Origin of the sequence: Variovorax sp. RKNM96, assembly GCF_017161115.1 — a bacterium.
GTDB lineage: Bacteria > Pseudomonadota > Gammaproteobacteria > Burkholderiales > Burkholderiaceae_C > Variovorax.
Genome location: NZ_CP046508.1, coordinates 5,082,853 through 5,097,547 on the forward strand (window position 1 = coordinate 5,082,853; position 14,695 = coordinate 5,097,547).

The window sequence follows — 14,695 nt, forward strand, 5'->3', positions numbered from 1 at the left end:
ATTTTTCAGACGGTTGCAGGCGAGCGATCGGGTTCGGCATCGGTCGGAACATCGGCCTCGATTTCCTCGATCAGCCGGGTCTCGACCAGGATCGCAAGGTCGCGGATGGTGGGTGCCTTGAAGAAGGCGGCCGGATGCAGTTCGACCTCGTAGGCCTTGCGGGCCCGCGCCAGGATCTGGATCGCGAGCAGCGAATCGCCGCCCAGCTCGAACAGGTTGTCGTCGATGCCGACGCTGGCGATGCCCAGCATGTCCTGCCAGATGCCCGCGAGCACGGTCTCCAGCTCGCCCTCGGGCGCGACGAAGGGGGTGTCGAGCGCAGGGCGCGGATGATCGCGGCGCTTCTTCTTCGCGACCGGGCCGGTCTCCAGCAGTTCGAGCATGCCGTTGTCGAGTTCGCCCAGGCGCTGGTTCAGGTCGGTGGTGGAGATCACGACCTGCGCGAACGCCGGGCCGTTGACGATGCGTTCCACCGCCCGAGCGCCCTCGGGTCCGTCCATGCCGATGCCCTCGGGCAGCACGCGACCCGCGGCCATGCCGAGGTCGCGCCAGGCGTCCCAGTTGACCGAGATGACGGGGTACGTCGCACTGCGCTGCCACAGTGCGGCCAGCGCGTCGAGATACGCGTTTGCGGCGGCGTAGTCGCTCATGCCCAGGCCGCCGGCCATGGCCGAGATCGACGAGCACAGCAGCACGAAATCGAGCGGCTCGTCGCGCAGGGCATCGAGCAGGAAACGGGTGCCCTGCAGCTTGGGCGCGAAGACTTCGTCGATCGCGGCGCGGGTGCGGTTCGCGATCATTCCGCTGTTCGCGTGGCCGGCCGCATGCACGACGCCTTGCACCATGCCGAAGCGCGCACGGGCCTGCGCGGCGGCCGACTGCATCGAAGCCGCATCGGCCACGTCGGCGGCGATGACAAGCACTTCGCCGCCCAGGTTTTCGAGTTCGATCAGTTGCGCGAGCCTGGTCCGCAGGGCCTGCGGCTGCGCTTGGTCCGCGGCGAGGACTTCCCACTGGCCGCGCTCGGGCAGCGGCGTGCGTCCCAGCAGCACCAATCTGGCCTGCCATGACTCGGCCAGGTGCCGCGCGACCGCGAGCCCCACGCCACCGAGGCCGCCGGTGATCAGGTACACGCCCTTGGAACGCAGGCGCTGTTGCGGTGCGGACCCGGTCGGCAGCGGCGCGTAGGTCTTGACCCATCGATGCGGGCCACGATAGGCCACGAGCGATTCGTCGTGCGGCGCCTGCGCCGGTGCCACGAGCTGCCGTGCCAGCCACGCCTCGGCGGCGCTGCCCCGCACGGGCAGCACGATGTCGGTCACGCGGCAGGCGATGTGCGGATACTCCTGCGCGATCACCTTGCAGAGGCTGAACAGCGTCGCCTTCTCCGGGCACAGCGCTTCGAGGCCGGAGACGTCTTCGATCTGGTTCGCGACGACTTCGATCGAGAGCTTGCGCGCACGCCCGCCAGAGGTGCTGTCGATGGCCTGGGCCAGCGCCAGCAGGCTGAAGTAGCCGCGCTCCATGACCTGCCCGGATTGCGACGGCAACAGCGGCTGCTCATCCACGCTCCACAGGTGAAAGACCCTGGCGACCGGCCCGGACTCGGCCTGCACCTTGCGCAGCAGCTGCTCTTGGTCGGCTCGCTCGCCGGGTCGAACGGTGAAATGACGGGGGCCCGTTTCTGCATAGCCTGTGCCTGGCGCCACGCGAACCACCGCATGTCCAGGCGCATCGGCCTCCAGTTGGCGGATCAATGCATCCGCGAGGCCGCTCTCTTCCGCGAACACCAGCGTGCAACCCTCAGCCGGCGCAGGCGCCGACGACGCATTCGCGGGCTCGGTGCGCTGCCAGACCGGCACGTGGAATGCATCGCTGCCCGCACGCACGGACGATGCCGGCGCTTCGTTGCCCGGCTCGGGCATGTCGGTCCAGTACGACTGGCGCTGGAACGGGTAGGTCGGCAGCGGCACCCGACGCTCTTGCCGCCCGGGATGGCACGCGGCCCAATCGATGTCGACGCCCGCGCACCAGAGCTGGCCGATCACGCTCGCCATCTGGCGTTCGTTCTGCGCCTGCTTCTGCGGATGGGCCTGGCTCGACAGGATGGCCGCCGCCGAATCGGCCAGCGGGTGCTGGCGTGCGAGGCCAGCCAGCGTCTCGCCGGGACCGACTTCCAGCAGCACGCGGCCCTTGGCGCGCAGCAGTTCCGCCACGCCGTCCGCGAAGCGCACCGTGCCGCGCAGGTGCTGGCCCCAGTAGGCCGGATCGACCGCCTGCTGCGCCGTGATGGGCTTGCCGGTGACGTTGGAGATGAAGGGAATGCGGGGCACAGACCGCGGCACGGAAGCCACCACCTGCTGCAGCTTGGCCACGATGGACTCGGTCATCGCCGAGTGGGAGGCGATCGAGACCAGCAGGCGGCGCGGCATCAACCCGCGTGCGAACAACTGCTGCTCGGCCGCTTCGATGGCCGCCATCGGCCCGGCGAGCACGCACAGCTGCTCGCCATTGATCGCCGCGATGTCGCAGCCGGTGGCGAGGAATGGCGCGAGTTCGGCTTCCGACAGCGCAATGGCGGTCATCGCGCCCGGCGACATCGACTGCATCAACCGCCCGCGCGTGGCGACGATGCGCAGCGCGTCTTCCAGGCTGAACACGCCCGCCAGGCATGCCGCCACGTACTCACCCAGGCTGTGGCCCAGCATCACGGCGGGCTGCACGCCGCGCGACATCCACAGGCGCGCCATCGCGTACTCGACGATGAACAGCACCGGCTGCGTGTATTCGATGCGGCCGAGCTTTTCGTCGGCAGCGGCCTCGCCGCCGGCGGCCGGGTACAGCAGTTGCCGCAGGTCCATGCCCATCGCGTCGCGCAGCGCGTCGCAGCAGCGATCGATCTCCTGGCGAAACACCGGATGGTCGCGGTACAGCGCGAGCCCCATGTTCGCGTGCTGCGTACCGCCGCCGGGGAACAGGAACGCGACCTCGGGCGCGGAGGCGGGAACGCCGCTCCCCAGGTCGAAGTCGCTCTCGGGCGCACGCAGCGCCTCGACGGCGGTTGCCAACTCGTCGGCAACGACTGCGCCACGGACCGCCAGCGCACGCCGGCCAGTCTGCAGCGTCTGTGCGACGTCGGCGAGCGACGTACCGGGACCTGCTTCCTCGAGATGGCTGGCGAGCTGCTGCGCGGCTTGCTGCAGAGCGTTGGTGTTGCGAGCAGAGAGCGGCAGGACCTGCCAGGTCGGTGCCTTTGCCTGCGTAGACGGACGGGCCACCGGCGCTTCTTCGAGCACCACGTGCACATTGGTTCCGCCGATGCCGAACGAGCTCACGCCCGCGCGGCGCGGCGTCCGGCCCTCTGGCCAGGGCTGGCGCTGCGCGTTCACATAGAACGGGCTGCTAGCGAAATCGATCTGCGGATTGGGCTTCGTGAAATGCAGGCTGGGCGGCAACACACCGTGCTTGAGCGCCATCGTGGCCTTGATGAGCCCCGCCACGCCGGCCGCCGCATCGAGGTGGCCGATGTTGGTCTTGACCGAACCGACGGCACAGAAGCCGCGCCGCTCGGTGTCGGCGCGGAAGGCCTGCGTGAGCGCCGCGATCTCGATCGGGTCGCCCAGCGTGGTGCCGGTGCCGTGCGTCTCGATGTAGCCGATGGTGTCGGCCGAGACGCCCGCGATCAGTTGCGCCGAGCGAATGACCTCGGCCTGCCCGTCGATGCTGGGGGCGGTGAAGCCGACCTTGGCGGAGCCGTCGTTGTTGGCCGCGGTGCCCTTGATGACCGCATGGATGGTGTCGCCGTCGCGCAGCGCCTCGTCGAGGCGCTTGAGCACGACCACGCCGGCACCGCTGCCGATCACGGTGCCGGCCGCATCGGCGTCGAAGGCGCGGCAATGGCCATCGGGCGAGAGGATCGCGCCGGCCTGGTAGCGGTAGCCGCCCTCTTGCAGCAGGTTGAGCCACACGCCGCCGGCCAGGGCCATGTCGCAGTCGTGGCTCAGGAGTGCCTGGCAGGCGGTGTGCACCGCCGTAAGCGACGTGGAGCAGGCGGTCTGCACGCTCACGGCGGGACCGCGCAGGTTGAGCTTGTAGGCCACGCGCGTGCACAGCGAGCCACCGGAGTTGCCGCTCATGAGGCCGAGCAGGTCGGCGATACCCGTGTGCGCGCCGAGGCCGAAGGACGGCAGCAGGTTCCGGATCAGGTAGACGTTGGCGCCCTCCCCCGCATAGACGCCGACCTTGCCCGGCCAACGCTCGGGATCGCACCCGGCGTGTTCGAGCGCCGCCGAGGCGCATTCGAGAAAGACGCGCTGCTGCGGGTCGAGGTTCTCGGCTTCGCGGGGCGTGTAGCCGAAGAAGCCGGCGTCGAACTGGTCGAAGCCTTCGAACATCACGCCGGCCTTCACATAGTCGGGGTCGTCCAGCAGGCTTTGCGGCACGCCGCGCTCGCGCAACTGCTCATCAGTGAAGCGCGACACCGACTCCACGCCGCCCTGGATGTTGCGCCAGAAGGCGTCCACGTCGTCGGCACCAGGGAAGCGGCCGGACAGGCCGACGATGGCGATCTCGAGGCCGGTGGGTTCGGCGGATTCGTTGAAGGGGGTGGTCATCAATTGACTCTCTCTGCCACTTTGCGGCGTTGAAGCATGGCGGCGCGCTGGCGCAGCGCGCGGTCGTCGGCGGCGGCAGACGATGCGGACGCGGCCTGGGCCCCGCCCTGCTCGATCCACTGGGCCAGCGACTCGACGGTGGGGTACTTGAAGAGATTGACCAACGGCAGCGCGACCTGCAGCCGGTCTTCCAGCAGCCGGTGCGCGCGAATCAGCAGCAGCGAGTGCCCGCCGAGGTCGAAGAAGTTGTCGTGCAGGCCGACCTGCTCGACCTGCAGGACCTCGGACCAGATGGCCGCCAGGGTGCGGGCGACATGGCCTTGCGGCGCTTCGTAGGCGGTGGCGCAGCCCAGGCCTTCGGGCTCGGGCAGCGCCTTGCGCTCGACCTTGCCGTTGGCGTTCAGCGGCAGGGCTTCCAGCACGACGATGGCCTTGGGAACCATGTAGTCCGGCAACGTCCGGCCGAGGCTTTCGCGCAGCGCGGCCACGTCGACGGACTGGCCCGCATGCGGCGCGACGTAGGCCACGAGCGATGCACCCGCCGCGCCCTGCTTCGCCACGACGACCGCTTCACGCAGGGTCGGCTGCGCAAGGAGTTGCGCCTCGATTTCACCGAGTTCGATGCGGAAGCCGCGGATCTTCACTTGATGGTCGATGCGCCCCAGGTACTCGATCTGGCCTTCGGCGTTCCAGCGCACGAGGTCTCCCGTGCGGTAGAGGCGCCCGCCGCTGCCGAAGGGATCGGCCACGAAGCGCTCGGCACTCAGGCCCGGCTTGTTCAGGTAACCCCGTGCCAGGTTCACGCCGCCCAGGTACAGCTCGCCCGCCACGCCGCGCGGCACCGGGTTGAGCTCCGCATCCAGCACCCAGGCCTGCGTGTCGCTGATCGGACGGCCGATCGGCACCAGGCTTTGCCCGTCGTCGCGGCAGGTCCAGCGCGTGACGTGGATGGTGGTTTCCGTCGGGCCGTACAGGTTCTGCAGCGTCGCGCCGCTCAGGCGCCTGAGCGCTTCTCTCTGTGTCTCCGCGGGCATGGCCTCGCCGCCGACGATGATGTGCTTCAGGCGCGTGCTCGCCTCGATGCCCGGGTGCGCGAGGAACGCCTGCAGCATCGAGGGCACGAAGTTCAGCGTCGTGATCTGGTGGCGCTGGATCAATTGCACCAGCCGCTCGGGGTCGCGGTGATCGCCGGGGTTGGCGACGACCAGGCGGACGCCCGAGGTCATGGGCCAGAACATCTCCCAGCATGAGACGTCGAAGCCGAAGGGCGCCTTGTGCAGCACCGTGTCTTCGCCGCCCAGGCCATAGGTGCTCTGCATCCAGGCCATGCAGCTGCGCAGGGCTTCGTGGCGCACGGCCGCGCCCTTGGGCTTGCCGGTGGAGCCCGAGGTGTAGATGACGTAGGCGAGGTGCTCGCCGTGCAGCGCGACCTGCGGGTCGGTGTCGGGCTCGCCGGAGACGTCGAGGCTGTCGACTTCCAATCGCACGAGGCCATCCTGCTCCGCAATGAGCGCGCGGGTGGCCCGGTGGCTCAGCAGCAGTTCGATGCCGCCGTCCTCCACCATGTAGGCCAGGCGCTGCGCCGGGTACTCGGGGTCCAGCGGCAGGTAGGCGCCGCCGGCCTTCAGGATGCCCAGGATGCCCACGACCATCTCGAGGGAGCGCTCCATCACGATGCCCACGCGCATGTCGGGTCGAACGCCCAGCGTGATCAGCCGGTGAGCCAGGCGGTTGGCGCGCGCGTTCAGTTCGCCGAAGCTCAGCGACGATTCGTCGAACAGCAGTGCCGTCGCGTCAGGTTGCTGCAAGGCGTGTCGCGCGATGCTGTGATGCACCAGCTCCGAGCCCGGCTCCTGCCACGCGTTCACGCTCCACTGCGTGAGCTGCGACTTCTCGGGCGCGGCCAGCAACTCGATATCTCCGACCGCGCGCTGCGCATCCCCGGACAGCACATCGAGCATCACCACGTAGTGCTGCGCCATCCGCGCGATGGTCTCGGGTTCGAACAGGTCTGCCGCGTAGATCACGTCGAGCATCAGGCGGCCATCAGGTCGCTCGCGCGCTTCCAGCACCCAGTCGAACTGCGTCTGCAGATCGGGCAGCGGCTGGTCGGCTATCTCGATATCGCCCAGCCGCTGCAGTGCCCGGTGGTCCTCGAACAGGTGGTTGAACATCACCTGGAACAGCGGACTGTGGCTCATGCTGCGTTCGGGCTGCAGATGCTGGACCAGCTGTTCGAACGGCAGGTCCTGGTGCGCCTGCGCGCCCAGCACCGCCTCGCGGGCTTGCGCCAGCACCTGCGCAAGGCGGGTGCGGCCGTCGATCGGATTGCGCAGCACCAGCGTGTTGACGAACAGGCCGATGACGTTCTCGAACTCCACGCGGTTGCGGTTCGCGATGGCAGCGCCGACGCGGATTTCCTGCAACCCCGTGTAGCGATGCAGCAGCGCCTGGAGGCCCGCCAGCAGCACCACGAAGAGCGTGGCGCCCTCAGCCTGCGCGAGTTCACGCAGCCGGCCAAGCAACGGTGCCGGCAGCTCGAAGGCATGTCGCGCGGCACTGTAGGCCGCCTGCGGCTTGCGCGGATGGTCGGTGCGCAGCTCGAGCACGGGATGCTCGTCGCCCAGCTCTGCGCGCCACCAGTCCAGTTGCCGCTGCGCCTCGCCGGCCGCCAGCCACTCGCGCTGCCACACCGCATAGTCGGCGTACTGCACGCGCGGCACGGCAAGCGCTGCCGCCCTGCCCTGCAGGCGGGCCGCATAGCCGGCGGCGAGTTCGTCGATCAGCACCTGCATCGAGGCGCCGTCGGAAACGATGTGGTGCATCACCACGGCGAGCACCTGCGTGTCGTCCGAGATGCGGATCAATGCAGCACGCAGCAAACCGCCCTGCGTGAGATCGAACGGGGCGGCCTTGAGGCGACGGGTTTCATCGGCGAGGCGGCCGTTGCGTTCGCCGGCTGGCACGCCGCGCAGGTCGATCAGTTCCAGGGGCAGCGCGCCCGTCGGCTTGATCCATTGCGCGGCGATGCCGTCGCTCCCCGCGCGGAACACGGTGCGCAGCGACTCATGGCGTGCGACCAGATCGTCGAGCGCCGCGCGCAACGCATCGGCATGCAGCGTCCCGGTGAGGCGAAGCGCGCCGCTCATGTGGTACGCCGCGCTGGCCGGATCGAGCTGCCAAAGGAACCACTGGCGCTCCTGCGCGTGGGACAGCGGCAGCGCGTGCAGCCGGCGCTCGGCCGGCAACACCGCGATGGGCACGGGCCGCGCACGCGCGCCTTCGCTCAGGCGCTGGCGCACGGCAGCGGCGCACTCGGAAAGCCGCGGGTGCTCGAACATCAGGCGCACCGGAAAGTCGATGTCCCAGTGATCCGACACGCGGGTCGCTACCTGGGTCGCGGTGAGCGAACTGCCACCACGAGTGAAGAAATGAGCATCGCGCGCGAAAGGCTTCGCATCGGCGGGCCGGAGCACTTCGCGCCAGATCGCATCGACGGCGCGTTCGGTCTCGTCGAGCACAGGCGCTTCGGCCGGCACCTCGACGGGACCACCCTTGACGAACGCACCGCGTTCGTAGATCGCATACGCATCCGCGCTTCGATCGAGCCAGCCCGCGCGGCAGGCGCTGCGCTGCAGCTTGCCGCTGGTGGTCTTGGGCATGCCGCCCGGGTTGAGCAGCAGCACGGCCGAGAGCGCTTCGCCGAACACCTCGCTGACGGCAGCACTCAGCGCCTCGACCAGCACCTGCGGCGACACCAGCTTCTGCATGCTGCGCGACACCTCGGCCGCCGCGCCGATGCCTTCTCCATCGGGTCCGCTGGCTGCGAACACCGCCACGCGCCCCTTGCGCACCGCATCCACCTCGGCCTCGATGACGCGCTCGATGTCCTGCGGATAGATGTTGTGGCCGCGAACGATGATCAGGTCCTTGATGCGCCCGGTCACGTAGAGCTCGCCGTCGCAGACGAATCCCAGATCGCCGGTGCGCAGCCAGCGCCGGCCCGCGCGCTCGACGAAGGTCTCGGCGGACTCGCGCGGCTTGCCCCAGTAGCCGGCACCGATGCTCGCGCCGCTCACCCAGATCTCGCCGATGCGGCCGGGTTCGGCCACCACGGACAGCGTGGCGGGATCGACGATCTCGACCACGTGCTCGACCGCCACCGCGCCGCAGCCCACGAGCAACGTGCCGCCCTCGCTCGACTCGCCCTTGCCGGCGGCCAGGCCATCGGCGTCGAAGCCGCGCGCGACCATGCCGGCGCCGCGCTTGCCGCCGGTCACGAACAGCGTCGCTTCGGCGAGGCCGTAGCAGGCGTAGACCGCGCCGGGGTCGAAGCCCGCGGGAGCGAAGCGCTCGATGAAGTCGAGTTCGGTGTCGGCGCGCACCGGCTCGGCGCCGGTGTAGGCCACGCGCCAGCTGGAGAGGTCGAGCTTGGCAAGTTGCGCGTCTTTCACACGCTCCAGGCAGAGGCGGAACGAGAAGTCCGGACCGCCGCTGAGCGTGGCGCGGTGGCGCGAGATCAGCTCCAGCCAGCGCACCGGGCGCTCGAGGAAATAGCGCGGCGAAGTCAGCACCAGCGGGATGACGCTGTAGAGCGGCTGCATCAGGCCGCCGATCAGGCCCATGTCGTGATAGAGCGGCGCCCACGAGACGAACTTGTCGTCCGGCCCGATGCCCATGCCGACCCGGATCGCATGCTCGTTGGCCATCAGGTTGCCGTGCGTGACGATGACGCCCTTGGGCGCCGAGGTCGAGCCCGAGGTGTATTGCAGGAAGGCGACGTCGTCGTCGGCCGGCTCGAAGGGCTGCCAGGCATCGGCGAGCGCGACATCGACCGCATCGACGGCGACGATCTGCACATCGCCGAACTGGCTGCCTGCCGCGGACATCGCGGCACTCAAGGCGGACGACGTGAGCACGCAACGCGCTTCTGAATCGACCGCCACGCCGGTGAGCCGCGCCAGATGCTGCGGCCGTGTCGATTCGGGCGGAAACACCGGCACCGCGATCACGCCGCAGTAGAAGCAGGCCAGCATGCTCACGGCATAGTGGTCGCCGTTGTCGAGCATGACGAGCGCGCGGTCGCCCTTGGCGAACTGCTGCTGCAGGCGGGCCGCGAGCGCGCGCACGCGCTGCTCGAAGACGGCATAGGTGAAGGGCAGCTCGCTGTAGACGCCATCGACTTCGTCGACCACGGTGAGCCAGACATCGTGCGGACGCTGCTCGGCCAATGCGCGCAGGTGCGCCACGAAGTTACGCGGTTGCCGGCCGACGGATGCCGTCGCGAGCGGTTCGTTCATATCTACCCTTGATGCGCCTGCAGTTGCGCTCGATGAAGAGGCGTTGGCAGACGCCGTGCGAGCGCCGCAAGAAAGGCGGTCTCGTGTTGCCTGAGAAAGAAATGGCCGCCCTCGAACCAGTCGAGGGTGAAGGCGCCGCCGGTCTCTTTCGACCAAGCCGCCATGGCCAGCGCCTCGATGTCGTCCTGGCGTCCCGCGAAGGCATGAACGGGCAACGGCAGGGGCGCTTCGACAGCCACATGGACATGGCTGCGGCAGACGCGGCGGTCGGCACGCAGCGTGTCGAGCGTGATGCGCATGAGCTCTTCGCTCGCGAACACCTCTTCGGGCGTACCGCCCTGCTTGCGCAGCTCGGCGGTCAGCGAGGCGTCGTCTTCGCCACCATCGAAACGCTCGGGATCGCGCCGGGAAGGCGCTGCGGAGCCGGACACGAGCAGCGCGCGCGGCAGCGGCCGATGCAAGGACTGAAGCCGGCGGGTCACGCCGTGTGCGAGCAACGCGCCCATGCTGTGGCCGAAGAGCGCGAAGTCGCCGCGCATCACGTCGGCCTGCTCGGTGCATATCTGCGCGACCAGTGCATCGAAGTCTTCGACGAAGGCCTCGCCCATGCGTGCGCCTCGCCCCGGCAACTCGACCGGCACGATGCGAACCCATGGCGGCACGAAACGCCGCCACCGCAGGTACATGGAGGCGCTCGCACCCGCGCATGGCAGGCACAGCAGCGCCAGGGGCGCCTGAGCGCTCATCAACCTGCCGCGGTTTCCGTGGCCGGTGCGTCCGCCTGCTGCTGCATCCAGTCGCGCAGCGACTTGGGCCGCATGTCGGTCCAATGGGTCTCTACATACGCGAGAACGGTTTTCTTGTCGCCCTGAACGCCTTCGACGGCGGTCCATCCGCCGGGAACGGCCTTCCAGTGGGGCCAGATGGAGTACTGGTCTTCGTGATTGACCAGAACGATGAAGGTCTCGTCTTCGCGGTCAAAAGAACTCGTCGACATCGGTGCATCCTTGTGTGATTGAACAGAGAGAAGGAGCACGCAAAAGCCGGTCGCGGGACCGGACCGGATTGCAGCGCCCCTGCCAAGAGGACGCTTCAGAGGTCGATCTGTTCATTTTTCACGGCGGGACGGCGAGCGCCGCAGGCGCACCGGTGCCGAAACGCGCGCAGGGGCGCGCGTTCAGGTGGGATGCGGTTTTTTTACTTGCCGGCGCGAGGCTCGGTGTCGTCGTCCGGCAGGTCGTCGCCGAAATCGTTGGCCGGCGGAACGAACCCCGCGAGAAGCCAGAGCCGGGCGGCCTTGTCGTAAGCCCGGCGGTGCGCAGGCTCCGCGAGGAGCCAGGCGGTCATTTCGGCGCGCGCGGCCTCATCGAAGCTCTCGCTGTCGTGTTCGCGCTGCACCCAGTCCCATGCGGTATTCCAGATGGGATCGCCCGTTTCCTGTGTCATTCGTGAAGCTGCTCGCGTTGTCCGTCGAGGCCGGGTCTTGAACGAACCCGGCCGGTCCAGCGCGCATTCTCGCGGGAAACGGGCGTGGCCCCGCTGCGTAGAACCCGCAGCTAGTGCGCGTCGCTCTCGAGCAGCAGGTGGCCGCACGATTTGATCGCGTTGGCAGCCTCGGCGATCAGCCCGTTCACGAGACCCAGCGCACAGCCCAGGCGCGCCGCGATCTCGCGCTGCGTAAGGCCTTCGAGGCGATAGAGCTCGAACACCAGGCGCGTGCGGGGCGAGAGGCCGGCCAGAACCTTGTCGATGGCGGTGATCACCTGGCGCTCGCACATCATGCGGTCGGGGGTCGAGGCGGTTGTCGGCATGTCGAGCAGCTCCACGTCCACGTCGAAGGTGCGATAGCTGGCCTCGACGCGGTGACGGCGGCAGTAGTCCAGCGCCATGTTGCGCACCACCTGGCAGCAATAGCCGATCGGACGTTCGGCCTGGCGCACGCAGGGGCCGTCGGCGATCTTCAGGTAGGCGTCCTGCACGACGTCATCGGCCAGGTCCGCCGTGTTGACGATCTTCCGGGCGACGCGCCAGAGCTGCGGCCGGTGGGCGATGAAAACCTCTGCGAGCGAAGGCTCGGACGAATGCGGCAACGGCATGTTCAACACCTCTTCCTCCAGTTCCAGTGGGCGAGCCGAGACGGGCCGCAGGTCCGATTTACTACTTTCGATGCACAAATCGAAATAAGAATCATTGCTATTTATAGGCGGATTTTGAGGCATTTCGATGACCCTTCCGGATCGACACTCAAACAAACGACATGAGGAGCCCCGAGAAAATCCGCCGCGGCGAATCGGATGGCCGAGCGATCCGCGAGAGAACGCAGAACCCGGCACAGGGGGGTCGCGATAATAGCCGACTTGCGATTCGCGCAAGCATTTTGAAAGCAAGGTTAAAGATTGCGGCGGAGCGCTGCCGACCACCATGTATCGCGCCGCTTCCCTTCTTCCCTTGCCTGCTGGCGATATCCATCTCTGGCTCTGCCCCCACGGCGATTCCGGCGATCCCGCGCTCGACGCTTCGTATCACGCGCTGTTGACGCCGCAAGAACTGCGGCAGAAGGATCGCTTCCATTTCGCACGCGACCGGCATCGCTACCTGATGACCCGGGTGCTGGTGCGCACGATCCTCTCGCGCTATGCACCGATCGCGCCACACGACTGGCGCTTCGCCAACGGCCCCTTCGGTCGTCCCCGCATTGACGCTGATCCGGTCATCGAAGAAACGCGGGGCCTGGACTTCAACCTGAGCCATACCGCCGGCCTCATCGTGCTGGCGATTGCCCGCGACATCGAACTGGGTGTCGACGTCGAAAACATCCGCCGCGCCGCCGTGCTCGAGGCCGTCGATCACTTCTTCGCACCGGCCGAGGCCAGGTCGCTGGACGCATTGCCGACCGCCCTGCAGCCACATCGCTTCTTCGAGCTGTGGACCTTGAAGGAAAGCTACATCAAGGCGCGCGGCATGGGTCTGCAGATCCCGCTCGACAGCTTCGCCTTTGCGCTCGACAGTCCGGGCGACGTCGGTTTCGCGCTCGCCGATCCACACGGCAACGCCTCATGGCACTTCCAGCAACTTCAGCCCACGCCTGACCACATGGTGGCCCTTTGCAGTTCCACCGACGCGCGAATCGTGTGCCGCGAAACTTCGCCGTTGCAATGGGAGCGCTCGCTGGAAGTCCGCACGACGCGCGCATCTAAAATCTCGCCCCTTTCCCCGATCCCTCCCTCATGAACATCGTCGTCAACGAAGAACTCAAAGCCTATATCGATCCCATGTCTCCGGAGGAATACGCGGCGCTGGAACGCAGCATCCTCACCGAGGGCTGCCGCGACGCGCTGGTGCTGTGGGGCGACGTGCTGGTGGACGGCCACCATCGCTACGGCATCTGCCAGAAGCACGGGCTGCCCTTCCAGACGGTGCAGAACACGCACTTCAAGACCATGGAGGACGTGCACCTCTGGATGATCGACCAGCATCTCGGCCGGCGCAGCATCTCGGACTACCAGCGCGGCGTGCTGGCGCTCCGAAAGAAGGTCATCGTCGATGACCAACGCTCCCGCGCGCTGTCGGAAACATCGTCGTCGGAAGACCCGCCTTTCGATGTCGACACGCCCGCCGGCGAATCCCCGGCCGACAACGCAACCGCCCTGCCCCCGCCCGCTCCGCTGAACAGCCGCGAATCCATCGCCAAGGCCGCGCGCCTGAGCAGCAGCCAAGTCGTGATGATCGAGAAGATCCAGAAGCAGGCTGCGCCCGAACTAGTGGCCGCGGTGAAGTCGGGGGTGATCTCGATCAACACGGCCGCCGCCGTGGCCAGCCTGCCCGCCGAGGAGCAAGTCACTGCTGCAAATGCGGGCAAGGACGAGCTCAAGCAGGCCGCCAAGCGCGTGCGCGAGTCCAAGCGCAAGCCGCGCGAAGAGTCGACCGAGTCCGCATCGGATGAACAGAGCGCCAAGCCCGATTCGGTCGAAGCGCTTCAGCAGCGCGTGGCCGAACTCACGCGCGAGAACGACGCTCTGCGTAGGCAGGTCGCCGATCTGCAGGCGCAACTGGCAGAGCAGTTGGCCGACTGACGGCGGGGCGTGAGCCCCGCGTCGATATTCTCCTTACAGCTGGATCTCGGTGATCTTCGCGCCCGACAGCGAGACACCCGCTTCCAGGCCCACATTGGTCAGCACGAAGCCCACCACCGGCTGCCGGATCGTGTTGGTGTCGACATTGCCGTTGGCACCGATGGTGGCGACAGCCACCGTGGCGTCGGCACCGGCCGTCCAGCCCTTGCTGCTGCGGAACTTGTCGAGCGCCGCCTGCGTGGTGAACAGGTAGATCACGGCCTTCGACTGAGCGCCGGCCTGGAAGCCCACCGAGCCCGCGGTGGTGCTGTAGTACGACTGCGTACGGCCGTTCACGCGCAATGCGCCGCGCCCGTATTCGGCACCGACGCCGAGGCTGGCCCCGACCACCGCCGGGAACACCAGCACGCCGCTCGACTTGGAGACCAGTTCGCGCGATCCCTTCACCGAGTCGTACAGCTTGGACAGCGAGGCATCGACCTGTGCATCGATCGATGTGCGCGAGGTTGCGCTGCTGCTTTGGTCCTGCGGGCGCGTCGTGGTGCATCCGACAAAAGCCAGGCTGCAGGCCGCAACGACGGATGAGAACGCGAGAGTACGGAGGTTCATGGAGTTCATGATGATTCCTTTGCAAAGACATGGATCGGCGGAAAAACTTCTGCCTGCGGTGGCAGATCGAGCCATGCTACGGCGGCAAAAACGCGGGAAA

At 67.9% G+C, this 14,695-nt stretch carries 9 protein-coding genes; 2 read left to right on the forward strand and 7 right to left on the reverse strand.

The window, feature by feature from the left end; genetic code table 11:
- Positions 1-5: 5 nt before the first annotated feature.
- From GNX71_RS23490 to GNX71_RS23515, 6 genes are all read right to left on the reverse strand, one after another.
- Complete coding sequence (locus tag GNX71_RS23490) at positions 6-4,613, reverse strand: type I polyketide synthase (protein ID WP_206174655.1); 4,608 nt, start codon at positions 4,611-4,613, stop codon at positions 6-8.
- On the reverse strand, positions 4,613-9,913 hold the full coding sequence (locus GNX71_RS23495) for a non-ribosomal peptide synthetase (protein WP_206174656.1): 5,301 nt from the start codon (positions 9,911-9,913) through the stop codon (positions 4,613-4,615). Before GNX71_RS23495 ends, GNX71_RS23490 begins: the two co-directional genes overlap by 1 nt.
- A 2-nt stretch (positions 9,914-9,915) precedes the next feature.
- Positions 9,916-10,659: an alpha/beta fold hydrolase gene (locus tag GNX71_RS23500; protein ID WP_206174657.1), complete on the reverse strand. Its 744-nt coding sequence runs from the start codon at positions 10,657-10,659 to the stop codon at positions 9,916-9,918.
- Complete coding sequence (locus tag GNX71_RS23505) at positions 10,659-10,910, reverse strand: MbtH family NRPS accessory protein (protein WP_206174658.1); 252 nt, start codon at positions 10,908-10,910, stop codon at positions 10,659-10,661. The genes GNX71_RS23500 and GNX71_RS23505 overlap by 1 nt, the downstream gene beginning before the upstream one ends.
- Before the next feature lie 200 nt (positions 10,911-11,110).
- Positions 11,111-11,359, reverse strand: coding sequence for a DUF4880 domain-containing protein (locus tag GNX71_RS23510; RefSeq protein WP_206174659.1), 249 nt, complete (start codon positions 11,357-11,359; stop codon positions 11,111-11,113).
- Positions 11,360-11,469: 110 nt separating this feature from the next.
- A complete protein-coding gene (locus GNX71_RS23515; RefSeq protein WP_206179633.1) occupies positions 11,470-12,009 on the reverse strand; it encodes a sigma-70 family RNA polymerase sigma factor in 540 nt (179 codons plus the stop codon).
- A gap of 325 nt (positions 12,010-12,334) precedes the next feature.
- Between GNX71_RS23515 and GNX71_RS23520 the strand changes: the two genes are divergently transcribed.
- Both GNX71_RS23520 and GNX71_RS23525 read left to right on the forward strand, forming a co-directional pair.
- Positions 12,335-13,144 carry a 4'-phosphopantetheinyl transferase superfamily protein gene (locus GNX71_RS23520; RefSeq protein WP_206174660.1) on the forward strand — a complete coding sequence of 270 codons (810 nt, stop codon included), beginning with the start codon at positions 12,335-12,337 and terminating at the stop codon, positions 13,142-13,144.
- Positions 13,141-13,986 carry a plasmid replication/partition related protein gene (locus GNX71_RS23525; RefSeq protein WP_206174661.1) on the forward strand — a complete coding sequence of 282 codons (846 nt, stop codon included), beginning with the start codon at positions 13,141-13,143 and terminating at the stop codon, positions 13,984-13,986. Before GNX71_RS23520 ends, GNX71_RS23525 begins: the two co-directional genes overlap by 4 nt.
- A 33-nt stretch (positions 13,987-14,019) precedes the next feature.
- Here GNX71_RS23525 and GNX71_RS23530 read toward each other — a convergent pair whose 3' ends face one another.
- Positions 14,020-14,604: a YSC84-related protein gene (locus GNX71_RS23530; protein ID WP_206174662.1), complete on the reverse strand. Its 585-nt coding sequence runs from the start codon at positions 14,602-14,604 to the stop codon at positions 14,020-14,022.
- Positions 14,605-14,695: the final 91 nt, after the last annotated feature.